Annotated in this window: 12 protein-coding genes; 6 read left to right on the top strand and 6 right to left on the bottom strand. The window is 52.7% G+C overall.

Annotated features, from left to right (window positions below; all coding sequences use genetic code 11):
• Positions 1–9 precede the first annotated feature (9 nt).
• From uvrB to IUJ45_RS00125, 4 genes are all read right to left on the bottom strand, one after another.
• Positions 10–2,037 carry an excinuclease ABC subunit UvrB gene (uvrB, locus tag IUJ45_RS00140; protein ID WP_002245989.1) on the bottom strand — a complete coding sequence of 676 codons (2,028 nt, stop codon included), beginning with the start codon at positions 2,035–2,037 and terminating at the stop codon, positions 10–12.
• 172 nt (positions 2,038–2,209) lie between these two features.
• A complete protein-coding gene (locus tag IUJ45_RS00135) occupies positions 2,210–2,356 on the bottom strand; it encodes a hypothetical protein (RefSeq protein WP_153308396.1) in 147 nt (48 codons plus the stop codon).
• 9 nt (positions 2,357–2,365) lie between these two features.
• Entirely contained in the window at positions 2,366–3,850 is a 1,485-nt protein-coding gene (locus tag IUJ45_RS00130; protein WP_002226303.1) for a S41 family peptidase, read from the bottom strand.
• A gap of 119 nt (positions 3,851–3,969) precedes the next feature.
• Positions 3,970–5,775 carry a murein hydrolase activator EnvC family protein gene (locus tag IUJ45_RS00125; RefSeq protein WP_002227254.1) on the bottom strand — a complete coding sequence of 602 codons (1,806 nt, stop codon included), beginning with the start codon at positions 5,773–5,775 and terminating at the stop codon, positions 3,970–3,972.
• A 327-nt stretch (positions 5,776–6,102) separates the two neighbouring features.
• Between IUJ45_RS00125 and IUJ45_RS00120 the strand changes: the two genes are divergently transcribed.
• The 3 genes from IUJ45_RS00120 to ruvX are packed head-to-tail and all read left to right on the top strand — an operon-like array spanning position 6,103 to position 7,661.
• The gene (locus IUJ45_RS00120) at positions 6,103–6,663 is read left to right on the top strand and encodes a CreA family protein (protein WP_002219151.1); all 561 of its coding nucleotides are present in this window, start codon (positions 6,103–6,105) and stop codon (positions 6,661–6,663) included.
• 1 nt (position 6,664) lies between these two features.
• Positions 6,665–7,213, top strand: coding sequence for a YqgE/AlgH family protein (locus IUJ45_RS00115; RefSeq protein ID WP_002237068.1), 549 nt, complete (start codon positions 6,665–6,667; stop codon positions 7,211–7,213).
• Positions 7,206–7,661 carry a Holliday junction resolvase RuvX gene (gene ruvX / locus IUJ45_RS00110; protein WP_002237069.1) on the top strand — a complete coding sequence of 152 codons (456 nt, stop codon included), beginning with the start codon at positions 7,206–7,208 and terminating at the stop codon, positions 7,659–7,661. Before IUJ45_RS00115 ends, ruvX begins: the two co-directional genes overlap by 8 nt.
• A gap of 9 nt (positions 7,662–7,670) precedes the next feature.
• Here ruvX and IUJ45_RS00105 read toward each other — a convergent pair whose 3' ends face one another.
• Entirely contained in the window at positions 7,671–8,327 is a 657-nt protein-coding gene (locus tag IUJ45_RS00105; protein ID WP_002245987.1) for a fumarylacetoacetate hydrolase family protein, read from the bottom strand.
• Between the two features lie 63 nt (positions 8,328–8,390).
• A complete protein-coding gene (locus IUJ45_RS00100) occupies positions 8,391–10,103 on the bottom strand; it encodes a proline--tRNA ligase (protein ID WP_002237070.1) in 1,713 nt (570 codons plus the stop codon).
• A gap of 693 nt (positions 10,104–10,796) precedes the next feature.
• Between IUJ45_RS00100 and aceE the strand changes: the two genes are divergently transcribed.
• The 3 genes from aceE (at position 10,797) to lpdA (ending at position 17,079) form a co-directional block, all read left to right on the top strand.
• Positions 10,797–13,460 carry a pyruvate dehydrogenase (acetyl-transferring), homodimeric type gene (gene aceE / locus IUJ45_RS00095; RefSeq protein ID WP_002239773.1) on the top strand — a complete coding sequence of 888 codons (2,664 nt, stop codon included), beginning with the start codon at positions 10,797–10,799 and terminating at the stop codon, positions 13,458–13,460.
• 149 nt (positions 13,461–13,609) lie between these two features.
• On the top strand, positions 13,610–15,217 hold the full coding sequence (gene aceF, locus IUJ45_RS00090; protein WP_002246950.1) for a dihydrolipoyllysine-residue acetyltransferase: 1,608 nt from the start codon (positions 13,610–13,612) through the stop codon (positions 15,215–15,217).
• 77 nt (positions 15,218–15,294) lie between these two features.
• Entirely contained in the window at positions 15,295–17,079 is a 1,785-nt protein-coding gene (gene lpdA, locus IUJ45_RS00085; RefSeq protein WP_002245985.1) for a dihydrolipoyl dehydrogenase, read from the top strand.
• The last annotated feature ends 204 nt before the right edge of the window (positions 17,080–17,283 follow it).

Raw genomic sequence — 17,283 nt, 5'->3', positions numbered from 1 at the left:
CAAGCTCCTTTACTCTGCCCCAAACAACAAATTCTCTTTAATATTCCTAATCCTATCCCTCAACACCGCCGCTTCTTCAAACTGCAAATCCCTAGCCGCCTGTTGCATGGCTTTTTCGAGTTTGGCGATTTCTTTAATCGCGTCTTCTTCGTTGTGAATTTCGCCGACTTTAACTTTGTTTTTGCCTTGTCTACGGCCTTTGCCGCTGTCTTCTTCGTGGTACACGCCGTCAATGATGTCTTTGACCTGTTTTTTAATCTGTTGCGGCACGATGCCGTGTTCTTCGTTGAATTTAATTTGTTTTTCACGGCGGCGTTCGGTTTCGTCGATGGCGGCTTTCATAGAGTCGGTGATTTTGTCGGCGTACAGAATCGCGACGCCGTTCACGTTGCGCGCAGCGCGGCCTATGGTTTGAATCAGGCTGCGGTGGGAGCGCAGGAAGCCTTCTTTGTCTGCGTCGAGGATGGCGACGAGGGAGACTTCTGGGATGTCGAGGCCTTCGCGCAAGAGATTGATGCCGACGAGTACGTCAAACAATCCGAGCCGTAAATCTCTAATAATTTCAACGCGCTCTACGGTGTCGATGTCGCTGTGCAGGTAGCGCACTTTGATGCCGAGTTCGCTGTAATAGTCGGTGAGTTGCTCCGCCATGCGTTTGGTAAGGGTGGTAACGAGTACGCGTTCGCCTTTTTGGATGCGGTCGTTGATTTCGCTCATTAAATCGTCGACTTGGGTGGCGACGGGGCGGATGATGATTTGAGGGTCGACCAGCCCTGTGGGGCGGACGACTTGTTCGACCACTTGTCCGGCGTGTTCTTCTTCGTATTTGGCGGGGGTGGCGGAAACGAAGACGGTTTGCGGCATGACTTTTTCAAATTCGTGGAATTTGAGCGGGCGGTTGTCGCGGGCGGAAGGCAGGCGGAAGCCGTAATCGACGAGGTTTTGCTTGCGCGATGCGTCGCCTTTGTACATACCGCCGATTTGGGTTACGGTAACGTGGCTTTCGTCGATGAACATGATGGCGTTGCTTGGCAGGTAGTCCATCAGCGTGGGCGGCGGTTCGCCTTCTTTTTTGCCGGAGAAGTGGCGGGAGTAGTTTTCGATTCCTTTACAGAAGCCCATTTCGTAGAGCATTTCGAGGTCGAAGCGGGTGCGCTGTTCGATGCGTTGTTGTTCGACGGGACGGTTTTCTTTGGTAAAGAAATCAATGCGTTCGCGCAATTCTTCTTTGATGGAGTCACAGGCGCGCAATACGGTGTCGCGCGGGGTAACGTAGTGGCTGGACGGGAAGACGGTGTAGCGGCCGACGCGTTGGTGCAGGCTGCCTGAAAGCGGGTCGAACATATCGAGGCGGTCGATTTCGTCGTCAAACAGGCTGATGCGCAAGGCGTTTTCGGAGCTTTCGGCGGGGTACACGTCAATCACGTCGCCGCGCACGCGGAAGCTGCCGCGTTTGAAATCCAAATCGCCGCGTTCGTACTGCATGGAAACGAGCGTGGCGATGATGTCGCGCTGCTCGATGGTGTCGCCTTCTTTGACGGACAACACCATTTGTTGATACTCAGTCGGGTCGCCGATACCGTAAATGGCGGACACAGTGGCAACGATAATCACGTCATCGCGCGTCATCAGGTTTTTGGTGGCGGAAAGGCGCATCTGCTCGATATGTTCGTTGATCGCGCTGTCTTTTTCAATGAACAGGTCGCGGCTGGGCACATAGGCTTCGGGTTGGTAATAGTCGTAGTAGGAGACGAAATATTCCACCGCGTTTTCAGGGAAAAACTCGCGCATTTCGGCATAAAGCTGGGCGGCAAGGGTTTTGTTGTGCGCCATGATGATGGCGGGTCGGCCGCTTTGGGCGATGACGTTCGCCATGGTGTAGGTTTTGCCCGAACCGGTTACGCCGAGCAGGGTTTGGTAGGCAAGGCCGTCTGAAAGCCCTTCGAGCAAGCCGGCAATAGCGGTAGGCTGGTCGCCTGCGGGCGGGAAGGGTTGGTGGAGTTTGAAAGGGGAATCGGGGTATCGGATGACTTCCATAATCTTGCCTGTGATGCGTTTGCGGACAAAGCGTGTAGTAGGGATGGGTCGGAAACGTCTTTCAGACGGCATAAGGCGGTGAAATCCTGAATGTATGCCGTCTGAAACCCAATCGCTACCCAAGTATAGTGGATTAACAAAAACCAGTACGGCGTTGCCTCGCCTTGCCGTACTATTTGTACTGTCTGCGGCTTCGTCGCCTTGTCCTGATTTTTGTTAATCCACTATAAATGCCGCACGGTTCAAATTCCGGTAAAAAATCGCTCATAACCTGTCCTTTCAAACATAATATGCCGTCTGAAATCCTTTCAGACGGCATCGTCAAAACCTACTTCTTATCTTTTTTATCTTTCTTATCTTTATTTGAAACCGGCTTTTTCGCCGCCAGCCCCAAAGACTTCTGCCACTGCTCGGGCGACTTGACTAAATCCAAAGCTTTCCGCAACTGGTCGTCTTTGGCAGGGTTGGGAATCCGCCTTGAAGACAAATCCTCGTCCTTTTTCTTTTTACCTTTTTCTTTTACAGCGGGCTTATCCGCATCTTTTTCAAGCGGCACGGCAAGGGTTTCACTGTTCACATCCTCGCCGCCCAAAGGATTGCCGATGTGTCCGACCAAATCCGCCTCGCGGCTTTCAAAAATGCGTTCCTTATCTTTTACTTCGACATCGGGAACAATCCCCTGCGCCTGAATAGAACGGTCGTTCGGCGTATAATACAGTGCCGTTGTCAGCTTGACCGCGCTGCCGTTGGACAAAGGAATCAAAGTCTGAACCGAACCTTTGCCGAAGCTCTGCGTACCGACGATGACCGCGCGTTTATGATCCTGCAATGCACCTGCGACAATCTCCGACGCGGAAGCCGAACCGGAATTGACCAATACCGTCATCGGTATGGTTTTCAACTCGGCAGGAATGCCCGCCAACGAATCGCCGCCCATCCCGTACACATAATCTTCAGGAACGGCTTTCAGTACCATGCGGTCTTTGCCGTCGCGTCCCTTGGTGCTGACGACGACTGCTTCAGACGGCAGAAATGCCGCCGACACGCCGACCGCGCCAGTCAAAAGCCCGCCGGGGTCGTCGCGCAAATCCAACACCAGCCCCTTGAGCGGTTTTCCTTTATTTTCCTTTACCAGCTCTTTTGCGGCGGTATTGACGCTTTCGACCGTCCGCTCTTGGAACTGCGACACGCGGATATAGCCGTAATCGGGTTCGATCAGGTGATGGCGGACGCTTTTCACTTTAATAATGGCACGGGTCAGGTTGACGACTATCGGCTTGTCGGCATTTTTGCGCGACAGCGTCAAAGTAATCTTCGTACCCGGCTTGCCCCGCATTTTCTTCACCGCTTCGCTGACCGTCATGCCGCGTGTCGAAACATTATCGATTTTCACAATGAAATCGCCGCTTTTCACCCCCGCCCGTTCCGCAGGCGTGTCCTCAATCGGCGAAACCACTTTGACAAATCCGTCTTCCTGCCCGATTTCCATCCCCAAGCCGCCAAATTCGCCGCTGGTGGACTCCTTTATCTCGGCATAACCTTTTTTATCCATATATTCGGAATGCGGATCCAAACCGGCCACCATACCCTTCATCGCACCTTCAAACAAATCGGCATCGGGTTTGTCCTGATAGTAGTTTGCCTTGATTTGACCGTAAACCTCCGCCATTGTGCGGATGGATTGCACCGGCAGGACTTCGTTATCCCGCCTGTCCTTCTCGGCGGCAAAACCCTGCACCGCCAGACTGACGGCCACGCCGCTGATTGCACCCAAAGTATAAAGTGCGATTTTCTTAAAAACAGGTTTCGACATTCTTCTTTAACTTTCTCTCTTGATTTCCAAAAACCGGAAAATACAGGTACGGCAAACTTCACGGAACAGCGCACCATATCGGCACGATTTGCATAAAGCCTACCGTTTCGGCAATCCGATCAACGTATCCAGCTCGAAGGGTTCAATACCTGACCTTGATAACGTATTTGCAGGTAAAGCCCCTCTTCCCCGTCCGGCAGCGACCCGCTCGAGCCGATTTTGCTTCCTGCCGCGACCATATAACCCTTGCCGACGGAAATTTCGCTCAAACCGGCATAGATGCTGATGTAGTTCTCGCCGTGATCGACCACGACCACTTTGCCGTAGCCGTCCAACTCGTCCGCATAGCTTACCGTTCCCGGCGCAATGCTTTCAACCGTTGCCGGTGCAGTGGAATAGAACACGCCTTTCCAAACATCGCCGCCGCTCCGGTTCTGCCCGAAAAGTCCGGTCGGCACACCGTCAACCGGTTTTTTCAAACGTCCTTGCATGCGGCTGAAACCGTCGGCACTGCCGATACCCATAACCGAAGGCGCTTGGATGTTCCTGTCTTCGGCGGTCAGGTTGGACATTTCCGCACGTCGTGCTTCAGCCTTCTGCTGCGCCGCTTCTTTTCTGGCTTTTTCGGCTGCCGCCAGTCTGGCTTCAGCCAATTTTCTTTTTGCTTCCGCATCCTGAATGCGGTGTTCGGCCTTTTTCTTCTCCAAATTGCTCAAGAGCTTGTTCAGCTGCTGCTCGTTCCCTTTCTGTTCCAGCAGTTTTCGGGCATCTTTGGCGATTTTGGCATTCTGTCTGCGGCTTTCCGTCTGTTCCGCCGCATCGGTTACACCCTGTTTTTTCAGCAGGGATTGCACGTTTGCCTGAATTTTCTTCAAACGGGCAAGCTCATTGTTGATTTTCTGCTCTTGTACCGCCAAAGCCTTCTGCTGTTTTTCCAAATCCTTGACAACTTCCCGATTGGAGGCGTTTACATAACGCGTATAACGCAAAAAGCGGTTTTTCTGACCCGGTTCGGCGTTTTTCAGGAACAGGGCAACCGCATTCGGCTGGCTGTTTTTATAGTTCCCCGATACGAAACGGGAAATCTGCGCTTTCGTAGCGGCGACTTCCGTTTTCAAACGGTTCAGCTCGGTATTGAGTTTTTGGAACTTGTCCCAAGCCTCGCGCTGTTTGCGGTTGACGGAAGCAAGGTTGCCGCGCGCCTGACGGATACGCTCTTGGCGGATACGTTCTTGGCGGATACGCTCTTCCTGAAGCTGCTTGAGGGAATTGCTGACATGAAGCAGCATTCCTTCGCTTTGTTTGAGCAAGGCTTTTTTGTTTTCGACATCATTGGTGGCAGCGGCAACGGCGGCTTTCAATTCGTCGGAATCGGTTTTGGCATTTTTCTCTTCCCTGTATTTTTTATCCTGTTTCACTGCTTTGCCGTTCTTGTCGGAACGGACTTTTTTATTTGCAGAAACAGTGTCTTTTTCCGCCTTGCCGCCCTTGCGCGGATTGCCCTGTCCTTTTGCCTCTTTTTTGCCTTGCTTGTTTTCAGGCTGTGTTTTTGCGTTTTTTTCTTTGGATCCGGACACGGGCTTGCCATGTGCCTTTTTGTGTTCCGCCTTCGATTTCTTATCCCCTTCGCGTCCTTTGCGCGCAGACTGCCTGGATGTCGCCTCCTTCTCTGCTTCTTTGCGGTTTTTGGCGGTTTTTTTGGACTCTTTGCCCTCTTTTGCCGCCTCTTTGCCGCCTGTTTTTTTATCTTTCACTGCGCCATTTTTGCCTTTTTCTTTTTTGCCTTCCGCCGCTTCGGGCTGTTCTTTTTTGTTCTTCGTCTGTTTTTTCACTTCGGCGGAACGGTTGTGTGCCGCGTCGTGGGCGGCAACGGCGGGCGTGGAAAAAACGAGCATCAGGGCAAGCAGAAGGGGTTTGTAGCGCATGGTTCGACCTTCGGAAAAAGTTGGATAATACTGAAGGCTGCACGAAAGCAGCCGGACGTTTGGATTATACTGTCAGTTATGCCATCTGAAAATGCCGTTTGCCCAATCTTGCGCCTTCTTTGCGCGGATACTTGCAATCGGCTCAAACAGCCTTATATTGTGCGTCATATTTTCAATGCCGCAACGGATATTGTGTTCCGACACACAGGGTAGCACATTAAGCCGCATACCGTATGTTGCCCGATTTTGGGAACGTGCGCCCCTCCAAACAAAGCAAGCCCTGCCGCCTTCACGGAAAACGGGGATTCAACCGATAAGGAAATTTTGATGAACAGACTGCTACTGCTGTCTGCCGCCGTCCTGCTGACTGCCTGCGGCAGCGGCGAAACCGATAAAATCGGACGGGCAAGTACCGTTTTCAACATACTGGGCAAAAACGACCGTATCGAAGTGGAAGGATTCGACGATCCCGACGTTCAAGGGGTTGCCTGTTATATTTCGTATGCAAAAAAAGGCGGCTTGAAGGAAATGGTCAATTTGGAAGAGGACGCGTCCGACGCATCGGTTTCGTGCGTTCAGACGGCATCTTCGATTTCTTTTGACGAAACCGCCGTGCGCAAACCGAAAGAAGTTTTCAAACACGGTGCGAGCTTCGCGTTCAAGAGCCGGCAGATTGTCCGTTATTACGACCCCAAACGCAAAACCTTCGCCTATTTGGTGTACAGCGATAAAATCATCCAAGGCTCGCCGAAAAATTCCTTAAGCGCGGTTTCCTGTTTCGGCGGCGGCATACCGCAAACCGATGGGGTGCAAGCCGATACTTCCGGCAACCTGCTTGCCGGCGCCTGCATGATTTCCAACCCGATAGAAAATCCCGACAAACGCTGATATGAACCTCTCCAACCACTTTCTCGTCGCCATGCCCGATATGGAAGACGCGTTTTTTTCACAATCGGTCGTCTATATCTGCAAACACGATGAAGACGGCGCACTCGGCATCGCCATCAACAAACCCTCTCCGATTACGATGGACATGATTTTTTCCGCCACCGGCAAAAACATCCCTTTCCGAATGCAGCACGACAGCGTGATGATGGGCGGACCGGTGCAAGTCGAGCGAGGTTATGTCGTGCATACCCCGATCGGCAACTGGCAAAGCAGTATCGGCGTTTCGGACAATATCGCGCTGACTTCTTCCCGAGACGTGATTGAAAATATTTCACGCGAAGGCGCGGTTGACAAAATATTAATCAGTATCGGCTATTCAAGCTGGGGAAAAGGCCAGCTCGAACGCGAACTTGCCGACAATGCGTGGCTGACCGTTCCCGCCGACGAACATATCCTGTTCGACATCCCCTACGAACACCGTTACGCCGCCGCATTCGCCAAACTCGGCATCGACCCGCTCGCCCTGTTTTCGGGAGCCGGCCATGCATAAAATTCCAAAAGGAACGGCACTGGCATTCGACTTCGGCGAAGCGCGCATCGGCGTGGCGCAGGGCGATGCGGAATTGGGGCTGTCCCATCCGCTGGCCACCGTTACCGGCGGCAGCAACGATGAAAAGTTCGCGGCAATCGCCAAGCTGGTTCAAGAATGGCAGCCGCGTTATTTTGTCGTCGGACTGCCCGTGCATACCGACGGCACGAAACATGAAATGACGCACCTGTCGCGCAAGTTCGGACGCAGGCTGAACGGCAGGTTCAATCTCCCCGTCTATTGGGTTGACGAACGGCTGTCGTCCGTCTATGCCGAAAGCCTGCTTTCGGAAGCACAGGTCTTCGGCAAAAAACGCAAATCGGTGCTCGACCAAGTGGCGGCGCAAGCCATCTTGCACGGTTTTTTCGAGGGCGGTCCGGCGGAATGTTTCAACGGGCGTGAAGGTTAAGCGGCGCGGTTAACACCCTACCGTGAAAGAGGCGCGCACCAAGCCGTCCAGCTCCAATGCCAAATTGTCCCCCGCACCGATTGCGCCCACGCCGGAGGACGTTCCGGTAAACACCAAATCCCCTTTCCCCAAACCGTAATCTGCCGCCAGTTTGTGTAAAATTTCCCGAATCGGGTAAATCATCAAACCGGTATCCCCGCGCTGTTTCAATACGCCGTTTTGTTTTAATGAAAACAACACATTCTCGGGATTGCCGATTCTGCCTGCCGCCGCAAAATCCGACACGCACGCGGAATGCCTGAACCCTTTTGCCTTCAGCCAGGGCAGCCCTTTTTCCTTCAGACGGCATTGGATATCCCGTGCCGTAAGGTCCAGCCCTACACCATATCCTGCGACACATCCCAAAATATCTTTACCCTCGCCCGTGCCGTCTGAATCCTTACCGACCAGCAGCACGAGTTCGCACTCAAACTGCACATCCCTACTAAACTCGGGCAGCAAGATTGTACCGCCGCTGTTCAAAATGCTGCCTGACGGCTTCATAAACACCACAGGTTCGGAAGGTATTTCGTTTTTTAACTCTTCGATATGTGCGGCATAGTTCCTGCCGATACAGAAAATATTGCCGACCTCGACTGCCTCTCCTTCTAAAAATACTGAAGCCACTTCACTTTCCCCCCTAAGTAAAAATGCCGTCTGAAATTATTTTCAGACAGCATTCGACCAAGCTTACGCATTTAATGAAGCTGTTACACGTGCAACAATTTCTCCGATTGCAATTGCCTGCGCTTCGTTGTCGCGGCGTTCGGCGTATTCGACATTGCCTTCTTTCAAGGCGCGGTCGCCGATGACGATGCGGTGCGGAATACCCAACAGCTCGGAATCGTTCAGCAATACGCCTGCGCGTTCGTCGCGGTCATCCAGCAGCACATCCGCGCCTGCCGCCAGCAATTCGGCATAGATTTTGTCGGCGGCTTCGCGTACGGTGTCTGATTTTTTGTAGTTCATCGGCACGATAACGACTTCAAACGACGCCATCGCCTTCGTCCAGATGATGCCTTTTTCGTCGTTGTTCTGCTCGATGGCGGCGGCAACGACGCGGGTGATGCCGATACCGTAGCAGCCCATTTCCATGATTTGCGATTTGCCGTTGTTGTCGAGGAAGCTCACGTTCATGGCTTGGGTGTATTTGTCGCGCAACTGGAAGACGTGTCCGACTTCGATGCCGCGCGCCAGTTTCAGACGGCCTTGCCCGTCGGGGCTTTCGTCGCCTTCGACCACATTACGCAAATCGACGAATTCAGGCTCGGCGGCATCGCGCCCGAAGTTGAAGCCGGTATAGTGGTAGCCGTCTTCGTTCGCACCGATGACCCAGTCCGCGCCTTTTTCAGTGGCGAAATCGGCATAAACTTTACCTGCAAAGCCGACCGGACCCAGCGAGCCGCCGTTTGCGCCGAACTGTTCGACAATCGCGGCAGGGCTTGCCATCGTCAATGGCGATTTCACACCTGCGAGTTTTTCGGCTTTGATGTCGTTGAACTCATGGTCGCCGCGCAACAGCAATAAAACGATTTCGCCTTCATTTTCGCCTTCAACCACGATGGATTTGAGGGTTTGTTCAACCGGAATATTCAGGAATTCAACCAAAGACTCAATGGTTTTGACGTTTGGCGTGTGTACTTTGACGAGTTCTGCCTGAGCAGCGGTGCGTTCGCCTTTAAGCGGCAAGGTCGGTGCCAGCTCGACATTGGCGGCGTAATCGGAAGTGTCGCTGTATGCAATCACATCTTCGCCGCTTTCCGCCAACACTTGAAACTCGTGAGAGCCGGTACCGCCGATGCTGCCGGTATCTGCGGCAACGGGGCGGAATTCCAAGCCCAGACGGGTGAAGATACGGCAGTAAGCGTCATACATGGCATCATAGGTCGTCTGAAGCGAGGCGTAGTCGGCATGGAAGGAATAAGCATCTTTCATGACAAACTCGCGCGCACGCATCACACCGAAGCGCGGGCGCACTTCGTCACGGAATTTGGTTTGGATGTGGTAAAAGTTTTTCGGCAGTTGTTTGTAGCTGTTGATCTCTTTACGCACGATGTCGGCGATGACTTCCTCGCAGGTCGGTCCCATGCAGAAATCGCGGTCGTGGCGGTCTTTCAGGCGCAGCAGTTCTTTACCGTAAAATTCCCAGCGGCCGGATTCCTGCCACAGCTCGGCAGGCTGCACCACCGGCATCAGCAGCTCCACGCTGCCCGCGCGCGCCATTTCCTCGCGCACGACGTTTTCGACTTTGCGTAACACGCGCAGCCCCATCGGCATCCAAGTATAAAGGCCGGACGCGTTGGCTTTAATCAGGCCGGCGCGAATCATCAGCTTGTGGCTGGCAAGCGCGGCTTCGGCAGGGGCTTCTTTTAAAGTAGAGATAAAGAATTGGCTGGCTTTCATAAAAGTATTTTTCCAAACAGGCAAATTCAAAAGTAAATCGGGTGCAGATTGTAACGCGAAAAAAGCAGGTTTTGCACCAACCTCCAAAATTCACCCCCTGCCCCAAGCGCGGGACAAATCCCATAACAGACGGCAAAAACATGACCAGAAACATCATATTGAACATAAGTACATGATTTTTATAGATTTAAATGTGCCTATTTTTTAATCAAAATAAGCGTACATTTGTTGCGTAAGACTTTTTTAACACAAGCCGTGGCTTATCAACACGGTTATCCACAAAGCTTGTGTATAGATTTTCTACAATAGGAAAATTGCCGACAGAGACATAATGATTCGATATACCACAATTCCGAAAAAATATCGCCAAAATCAAACAGAATATTTCGAAATCAAAAAGACTTGACCTTACCAAACGCCAACTTCAGTATAAAACCTGCTTTTACAGGCATGGTTATTTGCCAGCAGACCCGATTGCTGATAGGATTTCGTGTGGAGCAGATCGAACATTTTTTTCAAGTTTTCCCTTGTTTCCAAAACTTTTATAATTTTTTGAAAACATTAAACTTAAATTATTTTTTTCGGTTTGATTTAGAAATTTTCGTTTTTGCTTATTATTTTTCACAAACGAAAATAAAGGGGTTGGCTACACCCTCCCTGCCGATTAAACACTCAACATAAAGGATAGATACTATGTCCACCCAATTACACGATGTTGACCCTATCGAAACCCAAGAGTGGCTGGACGCGTTAAGCTCCGTCCTCGAATATGAAGGCGGCGAACGCGCGCAATACCTCTTGGAAAACCTGGTCAAATACTGCCGCGACAAGGGCGTACGTATGCCACACGGCACGACCACCCCGTATTTGAATACCGTTTCGGTTGAAAACGAAAAAGGCATTCCGGGCGACCAAAACATCGAACACCGCATCCGCGCATTCGTGCGCTGGAACGCCGCCGCCATCGTATTGCGCGCCGGCAAGAAAGATTTGGAACTGGGTGGGCACATCGCATCTTTCCAATCTGCCGCCACCATGTACGAAGTCGGTTTCAACCACTTTTGGAAAGCCAAAGGCGAAGGCGAAGAAGGCGATTTGGTCTTCTTCCAAGGTCACGTCGCCCCGGGCATCTATGCACGCGCATTCGTCGAGGGCCGTCTGACCGAAGACCAGCTGAACAACTTCCGCCAAGAAGTGGACGGACACGGTCTGCCTTCCTATCCGCACCCCCACCTCTTGCCCGACTTTTGGCAGTTCCCGACCGTATCCATGGGCTTGGGGCCCATCATGGCGATTTATCAGGCGCGTTTCCTGAAATACTTGGAATCGCGTGGTTTGGCAAAAACCAAAGGCCGTAAAGTATGGTGTTTCTGCGGCGACGGCGAAATGGACGAACCCGAATCTCAAGGTGCAATCGCACTGGCTGCACGCGAAGGCTTGGACAACCTGATTTTCGTCATCAACTGCAACCTGCAACGCTTGGACGGTCCGGTACGCGGCAACGGCAAAATCATCCAAGAATTGGAAGGCAACTTTGCCGGCGCCGGCTGGAATGTCGTCAAAGTCATTTGGGGCCGCCGCTGGGACCGCCTCTTGGCGAAAGACAAAGACGGTATCCTGCGCCAACGTATGGAAGAATGTTTGGACGGCGACTACCAAACTTACAAATCCAAAGACGGCGCGTATGTGCGCGAACACTTCTTCAATACGCCCGAACTGAAAACATTGGTTGCCGATATGACCGATGAGCAACTCTGGGCATTGAACCGCGGCGGCCACGACCCGCAAAAAGTGTACAACGCCTACGACCGCGCAGCGAACCATGCCGACGGCAAACCTACCGTCATCTTGGCGAAAACCATTAAAGGTTACGGTATGGGCGCATCCGGCGAAGGTCAGAACGTTGCCCACCAAGCCAAAAAAATGGACAAAGCGTCCCTGAAACAATTCCGCGACCGCTTTGACATTCCGGTTACCGACGAACAAATCGAAAGCGGCGATCTGCCTTACCTGACTTTTGCCCCCGATACGGAAGAATACAAATACCTGCACGCACGCCGCGATGCTTTGGGTGGCTACCTGCCGCAACGCAAACCGACGCAGGAAGTATTGGAAGTGCCCGAGCTGTCAGCATTCGACGCACAACTCAAATCCAGCGGTGAACGCGAGTTCTCGACCACGATGGCATTCGTCCGCATCCTGTCCACTTTGCTGAAAGACAAAAAAATCGGCAAACGCGTCGTACCTATCGTTCCCGACGAAAGCCGTACTTTCGGCATGGAAGGTATGTTCCGCCAATACGGTATTTGGAATCCGAAAGGTCAGCAATATACCCCTCAAGACAAAGACCAACTGATGTTCTATAAAGAATCCGTTGACGGTCAAATCTTGCAAGAAGGTATTAACGAACCGGGCGCGATGGCCGACTGGATTGCGGCTGCAACCAGCTACGCCAACAGCAACTTCGCGATGATTCCGTTCTACATTTACTATTCTATGTTCGGTTTCCAACGTGTCGGCGACTTGGCATGGGCAGCCGGTGATATGCACGCGCGCGGCTTCCTGCTGGGCGGTACTGCCGGCCGTACGACGCTGAACGGCGAAGGCCTGCAACACGAAGACGGCCACAGCCACATCCAGGCCGACCTGATTCCGAACTGCGTATCTTATGACCCGACTTTCCAATACGAAGTCGCCGTCATCGTACAAGACGGTCTGCGCCGTATGTATGCCAATAATGAAGACGTGTTCTACTACATCACCCTGATGAACGAGAACTACACCCATCCGGATATGCCCGAAGGTGCGGAACAAGACATCCTGAAAGGTATGTATCTGCTGAAAGCCGGCGGCAAAGGCGACAAGAAAGTTCAATTGATGGGCTCCGGTACCATCCTGCAAGAAGTCATTGCCGGTGCCGAGCTGCTGAAAGCCGACTTCGGCGTAGAAGCAGACATCTGGTCTTGCCCGTCCTTCAACCTGCTGCACCGCGACGCTGTCGAGGTAGAACGCTTCAACCGCCTGCATCCGCTGGAAGCCGAAAAAGTACCTTTCGTTACTTCCCAACTGCAAGGTCATGACGGTCCGGTGATTGCCGCTACCGACTATATCCGCAGCTATGCTGACCGTATCCGCGCCTACATCCCGAACGACTACCACGTCTTGGGCACTGACGGTTTCGGCCGTTCCGACAGTCGCGCCAACCTGCGCCGCTTCTTTGAAGTGGATCGCTACAACGTTGCCGTGGCCGCATTGGCCGCATTGGCGGAACAAGGCAAAGTCAGCAAAGAAACCGTTCAACAAGCCATTGAGAAATACGGCATCAAAGCCGATTCAGCTCCTAGCTGGAAACGCTGATTGATGTTTCAGACGGCCTGTTTGCCCCATTCCGACATCAGGCCGTCTGAAAACCGAATGCCCGAATGGTTTGAGCAGACAAACCGTACCGATGCCGCCTGAAGCAGCTTTCAGACGGCATCCAATTGAACAAGATTAAAGGAACTCAAATGAGTATCGTAGAAATCAAAGTCCCCGATATCGGCGGTCACGAAAACGTCGACATCATCGCCGTAGAAGTTAAAGCGGGCGACACCATCGCCGTTGACGACACCCTGATTACACTGGAAACCGACAAAGCCACGATGGATGTGCCTGCCGATGCGGCCGGTGTCGTGAAAGAAGTGAAAGTCAAAGTCGGCGACAAAATCTCCGAAGGCGGCGTAATTCTGACCGTTGAAACCGGTGCCGCCGCCGCCGAAGCCGCCCCGGCTGCTGCCGAAGCACAACCTGCACCTGCTGCCGCACCCGCTGCCGCAGGCGGTGCAACCGTTCAAGTAGCCGTTCCCGATATCGGCGGCCATACCGATGTGGATGTAATCGCCGTTGAAATCAAAGTGGGCGACACCGTTGCCGAAGACGACACGCTGATTACTTTGGAAACCGATAAAGCGACAATGGACGTACCTTGTACCGCTGCCGGTGTCGTTAAAGCCGTATTCTTAAAAGTCGGCGACAAAGTATCCGAAGGCTCTGCCATTATCGAAGTAGAAACCGTCGGCTCTGCCGCAGCAGCCCCTGCTCAAGCCGCTCAAGCTGCCGCACCGGCTGCCGCTCCGCCTCCGACTGCTGCCGCCGCACCCGCCGCCGCGCCTGCACCTTCTGCACCTGCCGCTGCCAAAATCGACGAGGCCGCTTTCGCCAAAGCACACGCCGGCCCTTCCGCACGCAAACTGGCGCGCGAATTGGGCGTGGATTTGGGCCAAGTCAAAGGTACCGGCTTGAAAGGCCGCATCGTGGGCGACGACATCAAAGCCTTTGTGAAATCCGTAATGCAGGGCGGCGCGGCAAAACCTGCCGCAGTCGGCGCGTCTTTAGGCGGCGGTCTGGACTTGCTGCCCTGGCCTAAAGTGGACTTCTCCAAATTCGGTAATGTCGAAGTTAAAGAATTGTCCCGCATTAAGAAAATTTCCGGTCAAAACCTGTCTCGCAACTGGGTGGTGATTCCCCACGTTACCGTACACGAAGAAGCAGATATGACCGAGCTGGAAGAATTCCGCAAACAACTGAACAAAGAATGGGAACGCGAAGGCGTGAAACTGTCACCGTTGGCGTTCATCATCAAAGCCTCCGTTTCCGCGCTGAAAGCCTTCCCCGAATTCAACGCTTCTCTGGACGGCGACAACTTGGTGCTGAAAAACTACTTCAACATCGGTTTCGCAGCAGACACGCCGAACGGCTTGGTTGTTCCAGTAATCAAAGACGTGGATCAAAAAGGCTTGAAACAAATCAGCCAAGAGCTGACCGAATTGTCTAAAAAAGCCCGCGAAGGCAAGCTCAAACCACAAGAAATGCAAGGCGCATGCTTTACCATTTCCAGCTTGGGCGGCATCGGCGGCACAGGTTTCACGCCGATTGTGAACGCTCCCGAAGTCGCCATCTTGGGCGTGTGCAAATCCCAAATCAAACCGGTTTGGAACGGCAAAGAATTCGCTCCTCGCCTGATGTGCCCATTGAGCCTGTCCTTTGACCACCGTGTCATCGACGGCGCGGCCGGTATGCGCTTCACCGTATTCCTGGCCAACCTGTTGAAAGACTTCCGCCGCATTACTCTGTAATCCGAGCATTTTCAGACGGCCTGAATAAAAAGGCCGTCTGAAAAAAGAAGTCCGAACATCATTCAGAAAGATTAGACATGAGCTTAGTTGAATTGAAAGTGCCCGACATTGGCGGTCACGAAAATGTAGATATTATTGCGGTTGAAGTAAATGTGGGCGATACCATTGCTGTGGACGATACCCTGATTACTTTGGAAACCGATAAAGCGACTATGGACGTACCTGCCGAAGTTGCAGGCGTGGTCAAAGAAGTCAAAGTTAAAGTAGGCGACAAAATCTCCGAAGGCGGTTTGATTGTCGTCATTGAAGCCGAGGGCGCGGCTGCTGCTCCTAAAGCCGAAGCGCCTGTCGCTCCTGCACAAGAAGCACCTAAAGCAGCCGCTCCTGCTCCGCAAGCTGCGCAATTCGGCGGTTCTGCCGATGTCGAGTACGACGTGGTCGTATTGGGCGGCGGCCCCGGCGGTTATTCTGCTGCATTTGCTGCTGCTGATGAAGGCTTGAAAGTTGCCATCGTTGAACGTTACAAAACTTTGGGCGGCGTTTGCTTGAACGTTGGCTGTATCCCTTCCAAAGCACTGTTGCACAATGCTGCCGTTATCGATGAAGTACGCCACTTGGCTGCCAACGGTATCAAATACCCTGAGCCTGAACTCGACATCGACATGCTGCGCGGCTACAAAGACGGCGTGGTTTCCCGCCTGACTACCGGTTTGGCAGGCATGGCTAAAGGCCGTAAAGTAGACATTATCCAAGGTGACGGCCAATTCTTGGATCCACACCACTTGGAAGTTTCTTTGACGACCAGCGAAGTGTACGAACAAGCGACTCCTACCGGTGAGAAAAAAATCGTTGCCTTTAAAAACTGCATTATTGCAGCAGGCAGCCGCGTAACCAAACTGCCTTTCATCCCTGAAGATCCTCGAATTTTCGACTCCAGCGGCGCATTGGCTCTGAAAGAAGTACCGGGCAAACTGTTGATCATCGGCGGCGGTATTATCGGCCTCGAGATGGGTACGGTTTACAGCACGCTGGGTTCGCGCCTGGATGTAGTTGAAATGATGGACGGTCTGATGCAAGGCGCAGACCGCGACTTGGTGAAAGTATGGCAAAAACAAAACGAATACCGTTTTGACAACATCATGATCAACACCAAAACTGTTGCTGTCGAGCCTAAAGAAGACGGTGTTTACGTTACCTTCGAAGGTGCAAATGCACCTAAAGAACCGCAACGCTACGATGCCGTATTGGTTGCCGCCGGCCGCGCGCCCAACGGCAAACTCATCAGCGCGGAAAAAGCAGGCGTTGCCGTTACCGATCGCGGCTTCATCGAAGTGGACAAACAAATGCGTACCAACGTGCCGCACATCTACGCTATCGGCGATATCGTCGGTCAGCCTATGCTCGCGCACAAAGCCGTTCACGAAGGCCACGTTGCCGCCGAAAACTGCGCCGGCCACAAAGCCTACTTCGACGCGCGCGTCATTCCGGGCGTTGCTTACACTTCTCCTGAAGTGGCATGGGTGGGCGAAACCGAATTGTCTGCCAAAGCCTCCGGCCGCAAAATCACCAAAGCCAACTTCCCATGGGCTGCTTCCGGCCGTGCGATTGCCAACGGTTGCGACAATGGTTTCACCAAGCTGATTTTTGATGCTGAAACCGGCCGCATCATCGGCGGCGGCATTGTCGGTCCGAACGGTGGCGACATGATCGGCGAAGTCTGCCTTGCCATCGAAATGGGCTGCGACGCGGCAGACATCGGCAAAACCATCCACCCGCACCCGACCTTGGGCGAATCCATCGGTATGGCGGCGGAAGTGGCATTGGGTACTTGTACCGACCTGCCTCCGCAAAAGAAAAAATAAATCCGACTGAATAAACAGCCGATAAGGTTTATTTGAGCAAATGCCGTCTGAAATGTTCAGACGGCATTTTCTATTTTACAGCGGATTAAAATATCTTCTCCGACCTATAGTGGATTAACAAAAATCAGGACAAGGCGACGAAGCCGCAGACAGTACAAATAGTACGGAACCGATTCACTTGGTGCTTCAGCACCTTAGAGAATC

This window comes from Neisseria meningitidis, from assembly GCF_022869645.1.
Lineage (GTDB): Bacteria > Pseudomonadota > Gammaproteobacteria > Burkholderiales > Neisseriaceae > Neisseria > Neisseria meningitidis.
Note: the sequence above shows the minus strand (reverse complement) of the source record. Positions and strands in the feature narration are given on the sequence as shown.